General features: G+C 65.3%; 15 protein-coding genes. 6 read left to right on the top strand and 9 right to left on the bottom strand.

The genetic code is table 11. From position 1 onward, the window contains the following. Positions 1 to 34 precede the first annotated feature (34 nt). The gene (locus AVO45_RS09345; protein ID WP_068346218.1) at positions 35 to 1,279 is read left to right on the top strand and encodes an efflux RND transporter periplasmic adaptor subunit; all 1,245 of its coding nucleotides are present in this window, start codon (positions 35 to 37) and stop codon (positions 1,277 to 1,279) included. Beyond that, positions 1,276 to 5,085 (top strand): efflux RND transporter permease subunit, encoded by a 3,810-nt coding sequence (locus AVO45_RS09340; RefSeq protein ID WP_068346215.1) that lies wholly within the window; start codon positions 1,276 to 1,278, stop codon positions 5,083 to 5,085. The genes AVO45_RS09345 and AVO45_RS09340 overlap by 4 nt, the downstream gene beginning before the upstream one ends. Here the strand turns inward: AVO45_RS09340 and AVO45_RS09335 are convergent, their stop codons facing one another. From AVO45_RS09335 to AVO45_RS09325, 3 genes are all read right to left on the bottom strand, one after another. Continuing rightward, complete coding sequence (locus AVO45_RS09335) at positions 5,086 to 6,642, bottom strand: phospholipase D family protein (RefSeq protein WP_068346213.1); 1,557 nt, start codon at positions 6,640 to 6,642, stop codon at positions 5,086 to 5,088. Between the two features lie 75 nt (positions 6,643 to 6,717). After that, positions 6,718 to 8,541: an ABCB family ABC transporter ATP-binding protein/permease gene (locus AVO45_RS09330; RefSeq protein ID WP_082688731.1), complete on the bottom strand. Its 1,824-nt coding sequence runs from the start codon at positions 8,539 to 8,541 to the stop codon at positions 6,718 to 6,720. Positions 8,542 to 8,602: 61 nt separating this feature from the next. Then, positions 8,603 to 10,045: a LysM peptidoglycan-binding domain-containing protein gene (locus tag AVO45_RS09325; RefSeq protein WP_068346209.1), complete on the bottom strand. Its 1,443-nt coding sequence runs from the start codon at positions 10,043 to 10,045 to the stop codon at positions 8,603 to 8,605. 128 nt (positions 10,046 to 10,173) lie between these two features. Between AVO45_RS09325 and AVO45_RS09320 the strand changes: the two genes are divergently transcribed. Then, positions 10,174 to 10,725, top strand: coding sequence for an LOG family protein (locus AVO45_RS09320; protein WP_068346207.1), 552 nt, complete (start codon positions 10,174 to 10,176; stop codon positions 10,723 to 10,725). Here AVO45_RS09320 and rarD read toward each other — a convergent pair. Both rarD and AVO45_RS09310 read right to left on the bottom strand, forming a co-directional pair. After that, a complete protein-coding gene (gene rarD, locus AVO45_RS09315) occupies positions 10,632 to 11,582 on the bottom strand; it encodes an EamA family transporter RarD (RefSeq protein ID WP_068346720.1) in 951 nt (316 codons plus the stop codon). The two genes, AVO45_RS09320 and rarD, sit on opposite strands and share 94 nt — an antisense overlap. Before the next feature lie 135 nt (positions 11,583 to 11,717). After that, complete coding sequence (locus AVO45_RS09310) at positions 11,718 to 12,317, bottom strand: superoxide dismutase (RefSeq protein ID WP_068346205.1); 600 nt, start codon at positions 12,315 to 12,317, stop codon at positions 11,718 to 11,720. Between the two features lie 107 nt (positions 12,318 to 12,424). Here AVO45_RS09310 and AVO45_RS09305 point away from each other — a divergent pair, with 107 nt between their 5' ends. Continuing rightward, positions 12,425 to 13,177 (top strand): FkbM family methyltransferase, encoded by a 753-nt coding sequence (locus AVO45_RS09305; RefSeq protein WP_068346203.1) that lies wholly within the window; start codon positions 12,425 to 12,427, stop codon positions 13,175 to 13,177. 78 nt (positions 13,178 to 13,255) lie between these two features. Here AVO45_RS09305 and AVO45_RS09300 read toward each other — a convergent pair whose 3' ends face one another. The 4 genes from AVO45_RS09300 to AVO45_RS09285 all read right to left on the bottom strand — a co-directional run bounded on the left by AVO45_RS09300 (position 13,256) and on the right by AVO45_RS09285 (position 18,531). Continuing rightward, on the bottom strand, positions 13,256 to 13,822 hold the full coding sequence (locus tag AVO45_RS09300; RefSeq protein ID WP_068346200.1) for a sarcosine oxidase subunit gamma: 567 nt from the start codon (positions 13,820 to 13,822) through the stop codon (positions 13,256 to 13,258). Continuing rightward, the gene (locus tag AVO45_RS09295; protein ID WP_068346199.1) at positions 13,815 to 16,829 is read right to left on the bottom strand and encodes a sarcosine oxidase subunit alpha family protein; all 3,015 of its coding nucleotides are present in this window, start codon (positions 16,827 to 16,829) and stop codon (positions 13,815 to 13,817) included. Before AVO45_RS09295 ends, AVO45_RS09300 begins: the two co-directional genes overlap by 8 nt. A gap of 43 nt (positions 16,830 to 16,872) precedes the next feature. Further along, positions 16,873 to 17,202 carry a sarcosine oxidase subunit delta gene (locus tag AVO45_RS09290; RefSeq protein ID WP_068346197.1) on the bottom strand — a complete coding sequence of 110 codons (330 nt, stop codon included), beginning with the start codon at positions 17,200 to 17,202 and terminating at the stop codon, positions 16,873 to 16,875. Positions 17,203 to 17,286: 84 nt separating this feature from the next. Further along, positions 17,287 to 18,531, bottom strand: coding sequence for a sarcosine oxidase subunit beta family protein (locus AVO45_RS09285; protein WP_068346195.1), 1,245 nt, complete (start codon positions 18,529 to 18,531; stop codon positions 17,287 to 17,289). 175 nt (positions 18,532 to 18,706) lie between these two features. Here AVO45_RS09285 and ccmI point away from each other — a divergent pair, with 175 nt between their 5' ends. Together ccmI and ruvX are read left to right on the top strand one after the other, a co-directional pair. Continuing rightward, positions 18,707 to 19,936, top strand: a complete 1,230-nt coding sequence (ccmI, locus tag AVO45_RS09280) for a c-type cytochrome biogenesis protein CcmI (RefSeq protein ID WP_068346192.1) — start codon at positions 18,707 to 18,709, stop codon at positions 19,934 to 19,936. Beyond that, entirely contained in the window at positions 19,933 to 20,397 is a 465-nt protein-coding gene (gene ruvX / locus AVO45_RS09275) for a Holliday junction resolvase RuvX (protein WP_068346190.1), read from the top strand. The genes ccmI and ruvX overlap by 4 nt, the downstream gene beginning before the upstream one ends. Position 20,398: the final 1 nt, after the last annotated feature.

Raw genomic sequence — 20,398 nt, 5'->3', positions numbered from 1 at the left:
TTGGCGCGAAAAACATTCTTGAGAAAGGAACGGGATGCGACTGGTTCCCTTCATCACCGCGGTTCTGGTGACGATAGCGATGTATTTGCTTGTATTCGAGCGCGAGGCGCTGCTTGCTTTTGCAAAATATGACGCGGCCGCAGAACAGGACACGGACGCCGCGGCGGAAGCCTCGGACAAGGGTGCCGAGGCCGCATCAAAAGCCGTGGGGGTGGTCGCGATGCGCTCGGCCGCGCGCGAGATCGACAGCGCGGTCGTGCTGCGCGGCGAGACCAAGGCGAACCGGCAGGTCCAGGTGAAAACGGAAACCTCTTCGACGGTGATCTCCGAACCGAAGCGCAAGGGCGCCTTCGTCAAGGCGGGCGAGGTGCTGTGCGAGCTTGACCCCGGCACCCGCCCGGCCGCGCTGGCCGAAGCCCAAGCGCGTCAGATCGAGGCCGAGAGCCGACTGCCCGAAGCCGAGGCCAAGCTGGAAGAGGCGCATGCCCGGCTGGCCGAGGCCCGGATCAGGTATACCGCCGCTCAGAAACTGTCGGAAACAGGATATACGTCTGAAACCAATCGCATAGCGACCGAGGCGGCGCTGCGCTCGGCCGAGGCCGGTGTCAAATCGGCCGAGGCCGGTCTGCAGGCGACCCACGCGGGAATCGAAGCCGCCGAGGCCGCCGTCGCAGCCGCCCAGCGCGAGATGGACCGCCTGACCATCGAGGCGCCCTTTGACGGCCTGCTGGAGAGCGACACCGCCGAACTGGGCAGCCTGCTGCAACGCGAATCCGGCAGCCTGTGCGCCACCGTGATCCAGCTGGACCCGATCAAGCTGGTCGGCTTCGTGCCCGAGGCCGAGGTCAACCGCGTCAAGGTCGGCGCGCCTGCCTTTGCGCAGCTGGTGACCGGGCAGCAGATCCAGGGGCAGGTGACCTTCGTCAGCCGCTCGGCCGACGAGACGACGCGCACCTTCGAGGTGGAGATCACCGTGCCGAACCCCGACCTGGCGATCCGCGACGGTCAGACCGCGAACATCGCGATCTCGGCCGAGGGCGCCAAGGCGCATCTGCTGCCGCAATCGGCGCTGACGTTGAACAACGAGGGGCAGTTGGGCGTCCGCGTGGTCGGAGACGGCAACATCGTCGATTTCATGCCCGTGCGCCTGCTGCGCGACGCGCCGGATGGCGTCTGGGTCGGCGATCTGCCCGAAACGGTCGATGTGATCGTGGTCGGCCAGGAATTCGTCACCAAGGGCGTGGCGGTCGAGCCCACCTATCGCGAGGCCTCGAAATGACACGCGTCATCGACTGGGCCGCCGAACGGGCCCGCATGATCCTGGCCTTCATCGCGATTTCGCTGGTCGTGGGCGGCTATGCCTATGTCAGCCTGCCCAAGGAAGGTGAGCCGGACATCGAGGTGCCGGCCCTATTCGTATCGGTGCAATTCCCCGGCATCTCGGCGGAAGACAGCGAGAACCTGCTGATCAAGCCGATGGAGACCGAGCTGGCCGATCTGGACGGGCTCAAGAAGATGACCGCGACCGCGGCCGAGAATTATGCGGGCATCGCGCTGGAGTTCGAATTCGGCTGGGACAAGACCGCCATCACCGCCGATGTGCGCGACGCGATGAACACCGCACAGGCCAGTTTCCCCGACGGGGCCGAGCAATACACCCTGAGCGAGTTCAACTTCTCGGAATTCCCGATCGTCATCGTCAACCTGACCGGCGAAGTGCCGGAACGGACGATGGCCCGCATCGCCAAGGACTTGCAGGACGATCTGGAGGCGCTGGATTCGGTGCTGGAGGCCGGGATCGCCGGCAACCGGGACGAAATGCTGGAGGTCGTGATCGACCCGCTGCGGCTGGAGGCCTACAACGTCACCGCCGCCGAACTGATCAACGTGGTGCAGAACAACAACCAGTTGATCGCGGCGGGCGAGGTCGAGACCGAACAGGGCACGTTCTCGGTCAAGATCCCTTCGTCCTTCAAGACGGCGAAAGACGTCTATGACCTGCCCGTCAAGGTAAACGGCGACCGGGTGGTGACGCTGGGGGAATTGGCCCAGATCAACTATACTTTCGAAGACCGCAAGGGCACCGCGCGGTTCGATGGCGAGCCGACGATCGCCCTGCAGGTGGTCAAGCGCAAGGGCTTCAACCTGATCGACACGGTCGAGACCGTGAAGCAGACGGTCGCCGAGGCGCAGAAGAAATGGCCCCCCGAGATGCGGGCCGCCGTCGAGGTGGGCACGTCGAACGACCAGAGCCGCATCGTCGGCTCGATGGTCCGCCAGCTCGAAGGTTCGGTTCTGACGGCGATCGCGCTGGTGATGATCGTGGTCCTGGCCTCGCTGGGCTCGCGCGCGGCGCTGCTGGTGGGCTTTGCCATCCCGACGTCGTTCCTGCTGTGCTTTGCCTTTCTGGCGATGATGGGGGTCAGCATCTCGAACATCGTGATGTTCGGCCTGATCCTTGCCGTGGGGATGCTGGTCGATGGCGCGATCGTGGTGGTGGAATATGCCGACAAGCGCATCAAGGAGGGCGTCGGCCCGATGCACGCCTATGTCGAGGCCGCCCACCGCATGTTCTGGCCCATCGTGTCCTCGACCGCGACGACGCTCTGCGCCTTTCTGCCGATGCTGTTCTGGCCCGGCATTCCGGGCGAGTTCATGGGGATGCTGCCGGTCACGCTGATCTTCGTGCTGTCGGCCTCGCTGGTGGTGGCGCTGATCTATCTGCCGGTCATGGGCGGCGTTTCGGGGCGGCTGAGCCGGATCTTCAACCGCGCCTCGGACTGGCTGCGGGCGCGGACGCCGTGGTGGCTGCGCGCGGCGCTGGTGCCGCCGGCGCTCTACATGATCTTTCTGGGCGCGATGCAGCTTTTGAACCCGTATTACCTGCTGCCCGAAGGCGCGCTCGGCGGCACGGCCCTGGGTGTGTTCATCTTCCTGTTCGGGGCTTTTGCCGGGTCGATCACCCTGGGCGCCGCGCGGGTCGAGTTCCGGCGCGAGCAGATCCATACCGCCAAGGAACACACGCTGTTCGGCCACGTCATCAAGTTCATCGCGGGCAACCCGATCATGCCGATCGTGTCGATCTTTGCGGTGTTCTTCGCGGTCTACCAGGTGGCCTTCGTCATCTTCCCCGAGAAATCCCTGGGCGTTGAGTTCTTTGTCGAAAGCGAGCCGGAACAGGCCACCGCCTATGTGCGGGCGCGGGGCAACCTGTCGCTGGCCGAGAAGGACGCGATGGTGCGCGCCGCCGAAGAGGTCATCAGTTCACACCCCGCTATCAGCAATGTCTTTGCCTTTGCGGGCGAAGGCGGGCTGCGGCAGAACACCGGCGGCTCGCAGGCGCCGGCCGACACGGTCGGGCGGGTCCAGTTCGAGATCATCCCGTGGGAGGATCGCCCGAGGGTATCGGAGCCGGTTGCCGGGGGAAGGTTCTCGCGCGAGGTGGTCGCGCCCGAGTATGACGGCGACGCGGTGATCGAGCAGCTGGGCGCGGAACTGGCGAAGCTGCCGGGTTTCGAGGTCGAGATCGAGGTGCTGGGCCGAGGACCGGCGTCGGCCAAGCCGGTTCACCTGCGCATCCGGGGGGATGATTGGGGCGATCTTACCGCAGCCACCGAGGCGGCGCGGGCGAAGTTCGAAGAGACCCCGGGTCTGATCAAGATCGAGGACAGCCTGCCCCTGCCCGGCATCGACTGGCAGATCGACGTGGACGTGGCCAAGGCGGGCCGGTTCGGCGCCGACGTGGCCACGGTGGGTGCGATGGTGCAACTGGTGACGCGCGGCATCCTGCTGGGCGAGATGCGCCCCGAGAGCAATGACGAGGAAATCGAGATCCGCGTGCGCCTGCCCGAGGAGGACCGGGTGCTTTCGACGCTGGACACGCTGAAGGTGCGCACCAGGGACGGCCTGGTGCCGCTGTCGAATTTCGTGACCCGGCAGCCCGTCAAGAAGCTGGCCAAGATCAGCCGCGTCGATCAGGAGCGGTTTTATGACATCAAGGCGGATGTCGAGGCCGGGCTGACCAAGGTCGTCATGACGGCCGGGGATGGCAGCGAGGAGCGGCTGGCCATCGTCAGGGCGGTGCCCGAAGGGGTCAGCCCAGCGGGCGAGATCCTCGAACGCGGCGATGGCAAGCAGTTCGAGCTGGTTCAACTGACCGCAGGCGCGGGCGTTGACGAGATCCGCGCGGAGATCGCTTCGGGCGAGGCGCGTTTCGCCCCTGTCAACCCGAACGAGCGCATCGCGGTTCTGACCGAATGGCTGAACTCTGATCCCCTGCCCGCCAGCGTCAGCTGGGAATGGACCGGCGATCAGGAGGATCAGGCCGAAAGCCAGGAATTCCTCTCCAAGGCCTTTGTCGGCGCGCTGGGGCTGATGTTCGTGATCCTGCTGGCGCAGTTCAACTCGTTCTACAACTCGGTTCTGGTGCTGCTGGCGGTGGTCCTGTCGACCACCGGCGTGCTGATCGGGATGATGGTGATGAACCAGCCGTTCTCGATCATCATGACCGGCACCGGCATCGTGGCTTTGGCCGGGATCGTGGTGAACAACAACATCGTGCTGATCGACACCTACCAGGAATACAGCGAATACATGCCGCGGATCGAGGCGATCGTGCGCACCGCCGAGGCGCGCATCCGGCCGGTGCTGCTGACCACGCTGACGACGATGGCGGGCCTGACGCCGATGATGTTCGGCCTGTCGCTGGATTTCATCAATGGCGGCTATTCCATCGACAGCCCCACCGCGCTGTGGTGGAAACAGCTGGCCACGGCGGTGGTGTTCGGGCTTGGCATCGCGACGGTGCTGACGCTGGTCGTGACGCCTTCGTTCCTGGCGCTGCGGGTGTGGTTCTCGACCTACGTGATCTGGATCGGCAAGCTGCTGGCCAGCCTCACCGCGGGCCGTTCAAGCCGCATCGCCCAGGACATGGCGCTGGGACGCACCGTGCGCAACCTGCATGGGACCGAGATCATCTGGACCGATGACGCGTTCCCGCGCAGCGAACCGGCGGAAGAGGAAGCGGCCGAGGGCGACGAGGCCGACACCCCGCCCCCGGACAAGCCCCTGCGCGCGGCCGAATGATCACAGCAGCCACTGGATCGGAAACCAGCCCATGACCTGGACCAGCGTCCGGCTCAGGCCGCTGGTTTTCGGTTCCTCGGTGTACAGCCGCTCGCCGCCATCAGGCAGGGTCTCGTGCCAGATCAGGGCGCCACTCTCGTCCATATCGACCCGGTAGGCGCGCGCAGCCAGATTTCGATCGAAGCCGCCCATGATATCCTGGGCCAGGGCGGGGCTGCGGATCAGGAACCCCATCTCGGTATTCAGCGCGGCCGAACGGGGATCGAAGTTGAAGGAGCCGACGAACAGGTATTGCCGGTCGATGACGAAGGTCTTGGCGTGCAGGCTGGTGTTCTTGGAGCCGACCAGACCGAACTGTTCCAGAAGATCGGGTTTGTCCTGATCCGACTTGAGCTCGTAAAGCTCGACGCCGGCTTCCAGCAGCTCTTTGCGATATTTCAGGTAGCCTGAATGAACCGGCAGAACATCCGTCGATTCCTGAGCGTTGGTCAACGTGGCGACACGGACGCCGTCGCGGGCCCAGTTCGCCAGAACATCCGTCAGGCGATCCCCCGGAACGAAATAGGCCGACACAAGCATGATCTCTTTTTCCGGGCGCTGGATCAGGCGGATGAGGCGCGACATCATGAAGTCCTGTTCCGACGCCTTGCCCAGCCCCTTTGCCGGGTCGTCGCTGACCAGATCCACCTCGACCCATTCGAAGGCGCGGGCGTTGTCCAGCAATTCGTCCCTGAGCGGCAGTTCGCGCACCGCCTGTGCATAAAGGTCGTCGCCGGGCGCGGCGAGCGCCTGTGACACCGAGGTCTCGAGATGGCTGCCATCGGCAGGTTGCTCGGGCAGCACCAGCGAGGCAGGAACGGAAGACGGGCTGGCCCAGTAGAGGTCGAAATCCGCCGACACATCCCGTGCCGCGTCGCCCAGCGCGACCACGTCGAGATCGAAATAATTCACCCCGAGATCGCGCGAAAAGTAGATGTCGCCGATATTGCGACCACCGATGATGGTCGCGACACCATCCACCGTGAAGCTCTTGTTGTGCATGCGCCGGTTCAGCCTGCGGAAGTCCAGCACATAGGACAGCATGCGCGGCTTGCGCAGGATGAACGGGTTGAACAGGCGCACCTCGATGTTGGGGTGGGCGTCCATCTCGGCCAGTTCCGGGTCCAGATCGGGGGTGCCGTTGTCATCCAGCAGCAGCCGGACCTTGACGCCCCGGTCGGCGGCGCGTTTGAGCGCGTCCAGCAGCAACAGGCCGGTCACGTCCTTCTGCCAGATGTAGTAGCGGGCGTCGATGCTCTGCTCGGCCAGATCCGCAAGCTGGATGCGGGCGGCAAAGGCGTTGTGCCCATCCTGCAGCTTGCTGATGCCCGAAAGCCCCGGATTTTCGGCGGCCAGAGGCAGAACGATGCGGCCCAGCGTCGTCTCCTCGGTCGGCGGCAGCGCGGTCGAGGTGGCGGTCGTGCCGTTCGACGGCACCGGATACAGCAGCTGGAATCCGAAACTGGCAACAACCAGCAAGACCGCCAACAGTAAAAGAAAACGCAGAAATCTGAACATCCAAGCACTCCGCAGGCCACGCCCGTGTTCAACCTAGACCCAAATCCTCAGCCGCAACAAGACGATAAGCCGGCCTCAGGCGGCCTCGGCGTCGGCCTGCTGACGGCTCCAGAGCTGGGCGTAGCGCCCGCCGCGGGCCAGAAGCTCTTCGTGGGTGCCCTGTTCGACGATCTCGCCGCGTTCCAGCACCACGATCTGGTCGGCCTCGGCAATGGTGCTGAGGCGGTGGGCGATGGTGATCACGGTGCGCCCCTCGCCCGCCCGCGCCAGCGCGTCCTTGATCTCCTGCTCGGTCTCGGTGTCCAGCGCCGAGGTGGCCTCGTCCAGCAGCAGGATCGGCGGGTTCTTGAGCAGGGTCCGGGCGATGCCGACCCGCTGCTTTTCGCCGCCCGAGAGCTTGAGACCGCGTTCGCCGACCCTGGTGTCGTAGCCCTCGGGCAGCGAGGCGATGAAGTCGTGGATCTGGGCCGCGCGGGCGGCCTCTTCGACCTCGGCCTGGGTGGCGCCCTCGCGGCCATAGGCGATGTTGTAGCGGATCGTGTCGTTGAACAGCACCGTGTCCTGCGGCACCACGCCGATGGCTGCGTGCAGGCTGGTCTGGGTGACGTCGCGCACGTCCTGCCCGTCGATCTTCAGCGCGCCGCCGGTTACGTCGTAGAAGCGGAACAGCAGCCGCCCGATGGTGGACTTGCCGGAACCGGTCGCGCCGACGATGGCGACGGTCTGGCCCGCCGGAACGGTCAGGGACACGCCCTTGAGGATCTCGCGCCCGGGCTCGTATCCGAAATGCACATCCTCGAGCGTGACCTCGCCGCCCGTGACCACCAGATCCGGCGCGCCGGGCTTGTCGGTCACTTCGGGCGGCTGTTCCAGCAGGTTGAACATCTGCCCCATGTCCACCAGCGCCTGCCGGATCTCGCGATAGACGGTGCCGAGGAAGTTCAGCGGCACGGTGATCTGGATCATGTAGGCGTTGACCATGACGAAATCGCCCACGGTCAGCGTGCCGTTCTGCACCCCGAGCGCGGCCAGGACCATCACCCCGATCAGGCCGCAGGTGATCAGGAAGGACTGGCCGAAGTTCAGGAAGGCCAGCGAATAGGATGTCTTGAGCGCCGCCTTGGCATAGGCCCGCATCGAGACGTCATAGCGTTCAGCTTCGCGTTGTTCGGCGTTGAAATACTTGACGGTTTCGAAGTTCAGCAGGCTGTCGATGGCACGCTGGTTGGCCTCGGTATCCTGGTCGTTCATCTCGCGCCGCAGCTTCACGCGCCATTCGGTGACCGCGAAGGTGAACCAGATGTAAAGCGCGATGGTGACGGCCACGACCACCAGATACCACACGTCGAACAGCCACATCAGGATGACCGCGACCAGCAGCAGTTCGAGGATCAGCGGCCCGATCGAGAACAGCAGGAAGCGCAGCAGGAACTCCACGCCCTTCACGCCGCGCTCGATGATCCGGCTGAGGCCGCCGGTGCGGCGGGTGATGTGATAGCGCATCGACATGCGGTGGATGTGCTGGAAGGTTTCCAGCGCCAGCGCCCTGAGCGCCCGCTGCCCCACCGGCGCGAACAGCGCGTCGCGCAGTTGCTGGAAGCCCACGGTCATCATCCGCGCCATGCCATAGGCCACGGTCAGGCCCACCGCGCCCAGCGCCAGCGGCGGCACCCCCTCGCCCGCAAGGCTGTCCACCGCGCCCTTGTACAGGATCGGCGTATAGACCGCGATCACCTTGGCCAGCACCAGCATCGCCATCGCCAGCACCACGCGCCGTTTCACCCACGGCTCGTCCCTGGGCCACAGATACGGGGCCACCCTGCGTATGGTGCGCCAGCCCGAGCGACGTTCGTCCTCGGGCGGCATGTCATCGGAATGCAAAGGGGCCAAACGTCTCATTACCTGCCTTGCCTGCGGTCAGGGACAACCCTTGGCCCGGAAAGCGGCCAAAGGCAAGGCGTCATTCCGGGATGGTGAACACCTGTCCGGGATAGATCAGGTCGGGATCGCGGATCGAGTCGCGGTTGGCCTCGAACACCTTCACGTAGAGGATGCCGTCGCCATAGCGCTCGCGCGAGATGGCCCAGAGGGTATCGCCCTTCTGCACCGTGACCGAGCGGATCACGGGCTGGGCCTCTGCCGTTTCGGTATCAGTCGCCTGCTCTTGCGGCACCAGAAGCTCGACAGGTTCGCGTTTGAACGGCGTCTCGAGGCGGCTCACGACTTCGCCCTGCTCGTCCACCACGTCAAGCCGCAGAGTGTAGATTCCGGGATCGACCCCCTCGATCTCGCCGCGCCATTTGCCCTGCTCGTCCGAGGTCAGGTCCATGACCAGACGGTTGTTGAGGTAGAGCCGCACCACCGCGCCGTCCTTGGCGCGCCCGGTCAGTTGCACCTCGCCGCTGTCGGAATAGCCGATCGTGTCGAGCGCGACCTGCTCTTGCGGGGTTTCTTCCTGCTGCTCCGGCGACTGCACAAGCTCGACCCCGTTCTCGCCCGAGCGCAGAACGGCGACCTGGTCGCCCGTCTCCTGGGTTCCGGTGTCACCTCCGGCCGTTTCCTCGGCCTGCGCGGCCTGCTCTTGGGCGGGCTCGGCGGCTTGCTGATCCTCGGTTCCGGTTGCCGCCGCCGTTTCCGCCTCGGACGCGGGCTGCGCCGGTTCGGCGGGTTCCCCGGTGGCGGGTTCGTCGCCCGGCGCGGTTTCGGCCTCGGCGCTTGCGACCTGTTCTTCCTGCACTTCCGGCTCGGGCAGAGCCGCAATCAGGTAGTCATCGGAACGGGTGACCTGCCCGCCCTCTCCGGTTTCCAGAACAAGACCCCGCGCGTTGGCGCTGAAGGGCAGCGTCACGAATTCGGCGAACTGGCCGTCGCTGCCAACGGTAAAGGCGTGGATCTCGGCGCCGTCCAGCAGAACGCGGATGGCGCTGCCCGGCGCGGCGCTGCCCGACAGCAGCGCGGTTCCGTCCGCCTCGACGAAGATCTGATCGAGTTCCGGCGCGGGGGCGGCTTGTTCGGCCTCATTCGCGCTGCCGGTCTGGTCGGCCGGATCTTCGGTGGCAGCCTCTTCGGCTGCGGGGTCCTCTGTCGGCGCGTCTGCGGATGCGGTCTGTTCCGCAGTCTGTTCCTGCGGCGCCGGTTCGGAGGCGGCCGTCTGCTCCTCGACGACGGTTTCCGCGGCGGGCTCATCCTGTTTCGGGGCCGGCGCCTCGGCTGTCGCCTGCTCTTGAACCGCGGTCTCATCTTCGGGTGCCGCCGCCTGATCCACCGGGGCCGAAGAGGTCTCTGGTTCTTCCTCGAAAACCCCCATCATGTAGAGCGCCACCAGACCCGCAAGCACGAGTCCGCCCGCGCCCATTCCCAGGGCAAATGCACCGAAGCCTTCGCTTCCCGACTTGGCAGCCATTCCGTTCCTTTCAGTCCGCGTCTGCGCCCTGCTCTGATGGCGGGCTTTTCAACCGCGTGGTTGAGACAATCTATCAATCCGGCTATCACGGGTCAAAAGTCCTGACACAACCCCGGAAAGCCCTTTTCATGTCTCAGAAATCCGTCTGTGTGTATTGCGGGTCACGCAATGGCGCTAATCCAGTCTATGCCGAGGCCGCCAGGCAATTCGGCACCCTGCTGGCCAATGAAGGCTGGCGGCTGGTCTATGGCGCCGGCGACGTGGGCCTGATGGGCGAGGTCGCGCGCGCGGCACAGGCGGCGGGTGGCGTGACCTTTGGCGTCATCCCCGTGCACCTGGTGCGCCGCGAAGTGGGCAAGACCGACCTGACCCACTACGTCATCACCGAGACCATGCACGAGCGCAAGAAGGTCATGATCATGAATGCCGACGCGGTCGTGGTGCTGCCCGGCGGCCCCGGTTCGCTGGACGAACTGTTCGAGGCGCTGACATGGCGCCAGCTGGGCCTGCATGACAAGCCGATCATCGTTCTGAATGTCGATGGCTACTGGGACACGCTCAGGGCGTTGTTGGAGCAGGTGATCTCTCAGGGCTTTGCCGACCCGTCGCTGGGCGCGTTCGTGACCTGGGCCGAGACCCCCAATGCCGCGGTCGAGGCCCTGCGCGCCGCCCTGTCCTGAGACAGCGCCGCCGCCGAAAAGATCGCCACAGCAGTCCAGATCAGGCCAAAGGCGATCTGGTGCCACAGGGTGAAGGGCTCGCCGAATGCCAGCACCGCGCAGAAGAACTGCAGCGTCGGGTTGATGTATTGCAGCACCCCCACGGTCGACAGCCGCACCCGCCGCGCCGCATAGCTGAACAGGATCAGCGGCATCGCGGTCAGAGGTCCTGACAGGATCAGCAGCAGGCTGGTCAGCCAGCCGGTGCCGAAATGGCCCTGCCCGGTCGCGTGATACCAGCCCAGCAGGATCAGCCAGAAGGGCAGGAAGATCAGGATCTCGCAGGTCACTGACACCACCGGCCCCAGTGCCAGCCCCTTCTTGAGCGCGCCGTAGATGGCGAAGCTGGTGGCCAGCACCAGCGAGATCCACGGCGCCACGCCCAGGCCGATGGTCAGCACCAGAACGGCCACCGCCGCCAGCGCAACCGCACCCCATTGCGCCGCCCCCAGCCGCTCGCCGAACCACATCCAGCCGACCAGAACCGTCATCAGGGGAAAGATGTAATAGCCCAGCGACGCCTCGGTCGCGCGCCCGATCTGGATCGACAGGATGAAGATGAACCAGTTGACCGAGATCATCGCCGCGGCCAGCGCGATCACCCCGACCTGCCTGCGCCCCCGAAAGGCCGTCCCCAGCTCGCCCAGCCGACGTTGAAACGCCAGAACGCCGGCGAAAAAGATCACCGACCACAGCGTCCGGTGCGACAGAACCTCGGGCGGCGGCACATGGGCCAGCATCTTGTAGAACAGCGGCGACAGGCCCCAGATGGTACAGGCGCCCACCATTGCCAAAATGCCCTTCGTGGCGTCCTTCATGATGCGGCCCTCGCCCCCTGTCCGCACCGTGATGCCCCTGCGGACGGCGATTGGCAAGCCGCCACCTGTCACGGCGGCCAAAGAAAAACCCCGCGCCTTGCGGCACGGGGTCGGTATCGGGAAACCCCGAAGGGATCACATGCGCGAGGCGACGTTTTCCCAGTTCACCAGGTTGTTGAGGAAGTTGTCCAGGTAAGCGGGGCGCTTGTTGCGGAAGTCGATGTAATACGAATGCTCCCACACGTCGCAGCCCAGCAGCGCGGTCTGACCAAAGCACAGCGGGTTCACGCCGTTCTCGGTCTTGGTGACGGCCAGCGAGCCGTCCGGGTTCTTGACCAGCCATGCCCAGCCCGAGCCGAACTGCCCCGCACCGGCGGCGGCGAATTGCGACTTGAACTCGTCAACCGAGCCGAAGTTCTCGACCAGGGCCTTTTCCAGTTCGCCCGGCATCTTGGACTCGCCCGGCCCCATCATTTCCCAGAACTGGTTGTGGTTCCACAGCTGGCTGATGTTGTTGAAGATGCCGTTCTGGGCCACCGCGCCGGCCTGGTAGGTGCCGACGATGATCTCTTCCAGCGACTTGCCGTCCCACTCGGTGCCGGCGATCAGCTTGTTGCCGTTGTCGACATAGGCCTTGTGGTGCAGGTCGTGGTGATATTCCAGCGTTTCGGCCGACATGCCCTTGGATGCCAGCGCGTCATGTGCATAAGGAAGGTCTGGAAGTTCAAAAGCCATCTTGGCCCCCTGTCAAAATATGTGTTGCATTCCCACGTTTACATGCTTTGACAGCCCGTTGAGGTCAAGGGCCGACAGGACAAAACAATGAACCCGGAGGCAGGGCGATGCTGACCAAAACGCGCAAGATGTTCTACCGCGCCCGCGGATATTACGCGGGTCAGTTGAATGGCGAAACCTTCCGGCTCGACCCCTATCATTCGAAATTCTGGCGCAAGGCCTCGGCCGGCGACTGGGAACCCGAGACATTCGCCGTGCTCGACCGCCACCTTTCACCCGACCGCGACTATCTGGACATCGGCGCATGGATCGGCCCGACCGTTCTCTACGGCGCCCGCAAGGCGCGCCATGTCTGGTGTTTCGAGCCCGACCCGACCGCCTATCGCCACCTGGCCTGGAACCTCGATCTGAACGACATCCGAAACGTCTCCGCCTTTGGCGTGGCGCTGTCCGACCGGTTCGGCGTGGCCCGCATGGCCTCGATGCGCGGAGAACCGGGCGATTCCACCAGTTCTCTGCTGCATGACGGCGCGCACGGAACCGACGCCCTGACCATCGCCTGGGACCAGTTCGCCTCTGCCACCGACCTTTCGGGCGTGTCGCTGGTCAAGATGGATATCGAAGGCGCGGAGTTTGCCGTGCTGCCCACGTTGATCGACTGGCTGCGCAAACACCGCCCCGCGCTCTACCTGTCCACCCACGCGCCGTTTCTACCCACCGAAGATCGCGACGCGGCCATGGCCCGCCTTGCCGAAGCCCTGTCCTTCTACGGCGCCTGCCTCGACGAGACCGGCCACCCCGCCGACCTCACGGCCACGGATGCACAGGACCGCTTTCGCAGCTTCCTGTTCACCGGCTGACCGGAAACTTCATCTTTTCGAAAATACTCCGGGGGAGACGCGCAAAGCGCGACGGGGGCAGAGCCCCCGCCGCCTCGGTCAGTAAACGCCGACTTCGCTGCCGGGCTGCGCCGCCACCTTGAGCAGCTTGAAGACGTAATCCGCCGCCGAGCGGAAGCAGACCACGCGGAAATCGTCCTCGCCATCCATCCAGAAGGCGCCGGCCACCTGCGCCAGCCGCGAGCGGCGGATCTGGCCGGGCTGGAACGCATCCCGCGACAGATCCACGGGCGCCACCTTGGCCAGCACCTCGCGGGCCGAGGCGCCGGAAACCCGGAATACCGCGCGCGCGTCCGAGACGTTGACCGCCAGGGCATGAACGCCGCCCAGCGCGTCCTTCATGGCCGCCAGTTTCGCCTCGACCTCGGCGTAAGGAACAAGCACCAGCAACTCGTCCGGCGACATCCAGCAGACGCCGGTTTCGCCATCGACATGCGCCTCGCGCTGGCCGGGCATCTTCTGGCCGGTAGCGTCCTTGACCGCCTTGATCACGACCTTGCCGGACAGGTCGCCGCGCAGGGTAATCATCCCCTGCAGGCCACATTCCTCGATCCGGGCGATGCCGTCATAACTTGCGTGGTTCAGTGCGCTGATGGGTTCAGACATTCTGCTTCTCCCCGTCCTTGTCGTAGAACACAGGGTCCACGATCTTTGCCTTGTAGATTTTGCCATCGGTGCCCGGGAACTCGATCACCTCGCCCATGCGGTCGGGGCCGTGCTTGACCAGACCCATGGCGATGCCCCGGCCCAGGTTGGCCGAGTAGTAGGTCGAGGTCACGCGCCCGATCATGTTGCGCTGTCCGTTGGCGTTCACGCCCTCGCCCACCGCATAGGCGCCGTCGGGCAGAACGGAACCATCCACAGTCTCGAGACCCACCAGTTTCCAGCGGTCCGGGTCGGTCATGTGAGAGCGTTCCTGCGCGCGCTTGCCCAGGAAATCCTCTTTCTTCTTCGAGATCGCCCAGTGCAGCCCCAGGTCCTGCGGGATCACGGTGCCGTCGGTCTCGTCCCCGATCATGATGAAGCCCTTCTCGGCCCGCAGAATGTGCAGACATTCCGTGCCATAGGGCATCACGCCGAACTCTTTCCCGGCCTCCATCAGGGCATCCCAGAAGGCCTGCCCCTGGCTGGCGGGCACCGCGATCTCATAGGACAGCTCGCCCGAGAACGAGATGCGGTAGGCCCGGCAATCGAAGCCGCCGATCTGACCGTCGCGCCACTCCATGAAGGGCAGCGCCTCACGGCTGACATCCATGCCGCCCAGCTTCTCCAGCACCTTGCGGGCGTTGGGGCCGACCACGGCGACCTGCGCATATTGTTCGGTCACATTGGCGACATAGACCTTCCAGTCCCACCACTCGGTCTGCAGCCATTCCTCCATATGGGCGTGGATGCGCTCGGCTCCGCCGGTGGTTGTGTGGCACAGCCAGGTGTCCTCGTCGATGCGGGCGACGACGCCGTCGTCGATGAGGAAGCCGTTCTCCGAGCACATCAGGCCATAGCGGCATTTGCCGACCTTCAGCGTGGACATCATGTTGGTGTACATCATGTCCAGGAACTTGCCCGCGTCCGGCCCCTTGACGATCAGCTTGCCCAGCGTCGAGGCATCCAGCAGGCCGAGGTTCTCGCGGGTATTCTTGACCTCGCGGTTCACGGCGTCATGCACGGTTTCCCCGGGGCGCACATAGGCGTAGGGGCGCCGCCACTGGCCCACCGGCTCCCAGTCGGCGCCGGAGCGGTCATGCCAGTCATGCATCGGCGTGCGGCGGATCGGCTGGAACACCTCGCCCCGCGCCTCGCCCGCGATGGCCCCCATCGAGATCGGGGTGTAGGGCGGGCGGAAGGTGGTGGTGCCGACCTTGGGGATCTCGGCATCAAGCGAGTCGGCAAGGATCGCCAATCCGTTGATGTTGCTGAGTTTACCCTGATCGGTCGCCATGCCCAGCGTGGTATAGCGCTTGGTATGCTCGACGCTTTCATAGCCTTCGCGCGCGGCGAGCTGGACGTCGGATACCTTCACGTCGTTCTGGAAGTCCAGCCAGGATTTCATGCGCAACTGCACCTCGGCATTGGCGGGCATCAGCCAGACGGCCTCCATCGGCGCCTCGGCCGTCGTCTCGCCGACCGGCGCCTTTCCGGCCTTGGCCTTGAAGCCCGCACCCTTGGCCGCGGCCGCGCCGGCCGCCTGTGCATCGGTAAGGACATCGCCCAGCGACAGCGGGCCATTGGCCGAGCCGGCCGCCACGACGAAGCCTTCGCCGTTGGCGCCCAGTGGCGGACGGTCGGGATCGGGGCGGAAATGCGCGTTGGCCTCGTCCCAGATCAGCTTGCCGCCGCAATGGGACCACAGGTGCACCACCGGCGACCAGCCGCCCGACATGGCGACCGCATCGCATTCGACCTCTTCGCGCGCGCCGCCGATACCGTTCTGATTGCAGATCGCCACTTTCTTGACGCGCTTGCCGCCCTTGACCTTGGCGATGGCCTTGCCGGGATCGACGCGGATGCCCAGGCCGCGCGCCTCGTCGGCCAGCGGACCGGCCGAGTCGCGTGCGTCTAGAATGCGCAGAACGTCGACGCCGGCCTTTTTGAGCGTGATCGCGGTGCGATAGGCGTCGTCGTTGTTGGTGGCGACGATGACGCGCTCGCCCGGGGTCACGCCCCAGTTCACGACATAGTCGCGCATGGCCGAGGCCAGCATCACGCCGGGCACGTCGTTGCCTGCGAAGGACAGCGGACGCTCGATCGCGCCGGTCGCGGTCACGATCTGCTTGGCGCGGATGCGCCACAGGCGGTGCCGCGGCCCCTGCGCGCCCGGCGTGTGGTCGGAAATACGCTCGTAACCAAGGGCATAGCCGTGGTCATAGACCCCTGCCCCCATGCAGCGCAGGCGCAGGGTGACGTTGTCCATTGCTTCCAATTCGGAAACAGTTTGTTCCACGAACTTATCCACAGGCTCGCCGTCGATGGTGCCGCCATCCACGGGGGCGCGTCCGCCCCAATGGGCGGTCTGCTCGATCAGCATGACCTTGGCGCCGGACTTGGCCGCCACCTTGGCCGCCTGCAGACCGGCCACGCCGCCGCCGATGACCAGAACATCCACGAAGGCGTAGAAATGTTCGTAGGTGTCGGCGTCGCGGGTTTCCTTGTCGGGCGCCTTGCCCAGACCCGCCGACTGGCGGATGATCGGCTCGTAGACGTGCTTCCAGAACGGCTTGGGATGGATGAACGTCTTGTAGTAGAAGCCCGACGGCAGGAAACGCGCGACGTAGTTGTTCACCACGCCGATGTCATGCTCCAGGCTGGGCCAGTGGTTCTGCGACTCGGCCTTGAGGCCATCGAACAGCTCGGTCGTGGTGGTGCGCTGGTTCGGCTCGAACCGGCTGCCCTCGCCCAGGCCGACGAGCGCGTTGGGCTCTTCGGCGCCGCTGGCGACGATGCCGCGCGGACGGTGATACTTGAAGGAACGCCCCACCATCATCTGGTCGTTGGCCAGCAGCGCCGAGGCGAGCGTGTCGCCCTCATAGCCCTGCATCGTCTTGCCGTTGAAGGTGAAGGTGACCTGTTTCGACCGGTCGATCAGCCGGCCTTGATTTGCGAGACGGGTGCTCATGTTGCGGACCTTTCGCAGGCGGTATTACGGATGGCGAAGCGGATCATTCGAACTCTCTCCACTTCCAGCCGGGACGCTTGGCCGAGATGGCCTCGCGGATCTCTTTCGGCGGCTCGGTGGTCTGGGCGGAATAGGTGCCGAAGACCTCGAGCGTGGCTGTGCAGCGCGCCGCATGGAACCACTTGCCGCAGCCGTTGCTGTGGCGCCAGCGTTCGAAATGCACCCCCTTGGGGTTCTCGCGCATGAACAGATAGTCATGGAACTCGTCATCCGACGAGCCGGGGCCATGGCGTTTGATGTGCGCTTCGCCGCCGGCGGTCAGTTCCGTTTCTTCGGCGTCGACGCCGCAATAGGGGCAATTCAGGATCAGCATATGTTCATCCTTTCGGCGGTAGGCTGGCGGGTCGGCCAGCCTGAAACTTGATTTGTGGCACAGGCAGGTCCGGGTTTCCGGACCCTAGTGCGCCACCCCTGCGGCGACGCTTTCGTCGATGAACCGGCCTTCCTTGAATCGGTCCAGCGAGAACGCCTCGGTCAGCGGCGAATGGCCGGTGGCCATCAGCTGTGCCATGCCCCAGCCCGAGCCGGGGATCGACTTGAAGCCCCCCGTTCCCCATCCGCAGTTGATGAAGCAGCCCTGAAGCGGCGTTTTCGACAGGATGGGCGAGCGGTCGCCGGTCATGTCCACGATTCCGCCCCACTGCCGCAGCATCTTGAGGCGCGAGATCATCGGGAAGGTCTCGACCAGGGCGCGGACGGTTTCCTCGATATGGTGGAACGAACCGCGCTGGGTGTAGTTGTTGAACCCGTCGGTGCCGCCGCCGATCACCATCTCGCCCTTGTCGGATTGCGACATGTAGCCATGCACCGTGTTGGCCATCACCACCACGTCCATGCAGGGCTTGATCGGCTCGGACACCAGCGCCTGCAGCGCCAGCGACTCGACCGGCAGACGGAAGCCCGCCATCTCGGCCAGCTGACCCGAGTGCCCCGCCACCACGATGCCCAGCTTGTCGCACTCGATGGCGCCCTTGGTGGTCTCGACCCCGGTGACGCGGCCGTTTTCCCGGCGGACGCCGGTGACTTCGCATTTCTGGATGATGTCCATGCCCATGTTCGAACAGGCACGGGCATAGCCCCAGGCCACGGCATCGTGGCGCGCGGTGCCGCCGCGTTCCTGCCAGAGCGCGCCCAGAACCGGGTATCGGGGCCCGTGCAGGTTGATGATCGGCACCAGTTCCTTGACGCGCTCGGGGGTGATCCACTCGGTCTTGACGCCTTGCAGCGCGTTGGCGTGCGCCGTGCGCTTGTAGCCGCGCACCTCGTGCTGGGTCTGGGCCAGCATCATCACGCCGCGCGGGCTGAACATCAGGTTGTAGTTCAGTTCCTGGCTGAGATCCTCGTAGAGTGCGCGCGCCTTTTCATAGATCGCGGCCGAGGGATCCTGCAGGTAGTTCGAGCGGATGATGGTGGTGTTGCGGCCGGTATTGCCGCCCCCCAGCCAGCCCTTTTCGATCACGGCGACGTTCTGGATGCCATAGTTCTTGCCCAGGTAATAGGCGGTCGCCAGGCCATGCCCGCCGGCGCCGACGATGACCACGTCATAGCGTTTCTTGGGCTCCGGGGACCGCCATGCGCGCTCCCATCCGGTGTGATAACGCAGCGCCTCACGCGCCACGGCAAAGGCTGAATAGTGTTTCATGAGCGAATCCGATCCGGTTCGTGATTGGTCGCAGGTATGCCGCGCGGCGAAAGTTTACCCCCGCCGTACTGCGCCGCAATAGAGCACTATTGCGACATGGTGGCCCTAAGCGGCCATTTGCCCCTTTTTTCGGCCGCCGTAGAGGACTAGATGGGGGCAACACTCAGGAGAGCACATGTCGTTCTGGATCCTTGTTTCCCTCATGGCGCTGGTTGTCGCAGCGGTTCTTGGCCTCACGATGCTGCGGGGCCGCCGCGGCGGCGAGCCTGCGGCCGCCTATGACCTGCGGGTCTATCGCGAGCAGCTGGCCGGCGTGGACCGCGACCTTGCGCGCGGCGTGATCGCCGAGGCCGATGCCGAGCGCGCCCGGACCGAAATCTCGCGCCGTATCCTGGCCGCCGACGCGCAATTGCAGCAGGAGCGCAAGGGCGGAGGCCCCTCCCGCGGCGTGACGCTGGGTGTCATGGCCGTGGCCGCCGCCGTGATGGTGGGGGGCTCGTTCTATCTGTATCAGCAGCTGGGCGCGCCCGGATATTTCGACCTGCCCTTGTCCATGCGCGTCGAAATGGCCGAGAAGAACCACGCGGAGCGCCCCGATCAGGCGGCTGCCGAGGCACGCATGCCGGCGGCGCCCGAGCCGGATATCGACGAGAATTATGCAAACCTGCTGGTCAAGCTGCGCGAGACCGTGGCCGGGCGGCCCGACGACCTGCAGGGGCATCTGCTGCTGGCGCAGCACGAGGCCAATGTCGGCAACTACAAGGCTGCCTATGAGGCCATGCAGCGGGTGATCGAGCTGTCGGGCGACGATGTCTCCTCCAAGGACTATTCGGAGATGGCCAGCCTGCTGATACTGGCCGCCGGCGGCTATGTCTCACCCGAGGCGGAAGAGATGCTGGACAAGGCGCTGGCGCTGGATCCGGCAAACCTGCTGGCGCGGTATTACCGGGGGCAGATGCTGGCGCAGATCGGGCGGCCGGATCAGGCCTTTGAACTGCTGGAGGAAACCCTGCGGATGGCCCCTGCCGGTTCGCCGCTGGCGGACGCGATTCTCGACCAGATCGAGGAGCTCGCCTATCGCGCAGGCGTGGACTATCGCCCGCCAGCGTCGCAGGGCGCGCCGATGGCCGGGCCGAGCGCCGCCGACATGGCCGCTGCCGGAGACATGAGCGCCGAAGATCGCGAACAGATGATCCGTGGCATGGTCGATGGTCTGGCCGAACGGCTGGCGGCCGAGGGCGGCTCGGCCGAGGAATGGGCCCGCCTGATCAACGCGCTGGGCGTTCTAGGCGAAACCGAGCGGGCGACGGCGATCCTTGCCGAGGCCGAAGCGGTATTCGCCGGAAACACCGAGGCGCTGGAACTGATCGGCAACGCGGCCCGACAGGCCGGGCTGACGCAATGATCCACGACTCGTTCGAGGATTTCGCCGCGGCCCTTGCGCCGATGTCGGCGCTGATGGGGCTGGACCTGGGGGACAAGACCATCGGGGTGGCCGTCTCGGACCGGATGCGCGGCGTGGCAAGTCCGCTGGAGACGGTGCGGCGCAAGAAGTTCACGCTGGACGCCGCGCGACTGCTGGAGATCGCCGCCGACCGCGAGATCGGCGGCATCCTGTTGGGCCTGCCCAAAAACATGGATGGCACCGAGGGGCCGCGCTGCCAATCGACCCGCGCTTTTGCCCGGAACCTGTCGCGGCTGACCGATCTGCCGATCGGATTCTGGGACGAACGCCTCAGCACGGTTGCGGCAGAAAAGGCACTTCTCGAGGCGGATACGACACGAAAACGTCGCGGGGAGGTTATCGATCACGTCGCGGCGGGCTATATCCTGCAAGGGGCGCTGGATCGTCTGCGCTTTTTGTAAC

It is taken from the genome of Ruegeria marisrubri (genome assembly GCF_001507595.1).
In the GTDB taxonomy this organism is placed as follows: domain Bacteria; phylum Pseudomonadota; class Alphaproteobacteria; order Rhodobacterales; family Rhodobacteraceae; genus Ruegeria; species Ruegeria marisrubri.
The sequence above is the reverse complement of the archived record's forward strand: the minus strand, read 5'-3'. Positions and strand labels throughout refer to the sequence as shown.

What these genes read in the sequence shown, in the direction of transcription:
- AVO45_RS09310 (WP_068346205.1), bottom strand. Translation starts at nt 12,317, where the DNA reads ATGGCTTTTGAACTTCCAGACCTTCCTTATGCACATGACGCGCTGGCA.
- ccmI (WP_068346192.1), top strand. Translation starts at nt 18,707, where the DNA reads ATGTCGTTCTGGATCCTTGTTTCCCTCATGGCGCTGGTTGTCGCAGCG.
- AVO45_RS09295 (WP_068346199.1), bottom strand. Translation starts at nt 16,829, where the DNA reads ATGAGCACCCGTCTCGCAAATCAAGGCCGGCTGATCGACCGGTCGAAA.
- AVO45_RS09345 (WP_068346218.1), top strand. Translation starts at nt 35, where the DNA reads ATGCGACTGGTTCCCTTCATCACCGCGGTTCTGGTGACGATAGCGATG.
- AVO45_RS09290 (WP_068346197.1), bottom strand. Translation starts at nt 17,202, where the DNA reads ATGCTGATCCTGAATTGCCCCTATTGCGGCGTCGACGCCGAAGAAACG.
- AVO45_RS09285 (WP_068346195.1), bottom strand. Translation starts at nt 18,531, where the DNA reads ATGAAACACTATTCAGCCTTTGCCGTGGCGCGTGAGGCGCTGCGTTAT.
- ruvX (WP_068346190.1), top strand. Translation starts at nt 19,933, where the DNA reads ATGATCCACGACTCGTTCGAGGATTTCGCCGCGGCCCTTGCGCCGATG.
- AVO45_RS09325 (WP_068346209.1), bottom strand. Translation starts at nt 10,045, where the DNA reads ATGGCTGCCAAGTCGGGAAGCGAAGGCTTCGGTGCATTTGCCCTGGGA.
- AVO45_RS09300 (WP_068346200.1), bottom strand. Translation starts at nt 13,822, where the DNA reads ATGTCTGAACCCATCAGCGCACTGAACCACGCAAGTTATGACGGCATC.
- rarD (WP_068346720.1), bottom strand. Translation starts at nt 11,582, where the DNA reads ATGAAGGACGCCACGAAGGGCATTTTGGCAATGGTGGGCGCCTGTACC.
- AVO45_RS09335 (WP_068346213.1), bottom strand. Translation starts at nt 6,642, where the DNA reads ATGTTCAGATTTCTGCGTTTTCTTTTACTGTTGGCGGTCTTGCTGGTT.
- AVO45_RS09320 (WP_068346207.1), top strand. Translation starts at nt 10,174, where the DNA reads ATGTCTCAGAAATCCGTCTGTGTGTATTGCGGGTCACGCAATGGCGCT.
- AVO45_RS09340 (WP_068346215.1), top strand. Translation starts at nt 1,276, where the DNA reads ATGACACGCGTCATCGACTGGGCCGCCGAACGGGCCCGCATGATCCTG.
- AVO45_RS09330 (WP_082688731.1), bottom strand. Translation starts at nt 8,541, where the DNA reads ATGAGACGTTTGGCCCCTTTGCATTCCGATGACATGCCGCCCGAGGAC.
- AVO45_RS09305 (WP_068346203.1), top strand. Translation starts at nt 12,425, where the DNA reads ATGCTGACCAAAACGCGCAAGATGTTCTACCGCGCCCGCGGATATTAC.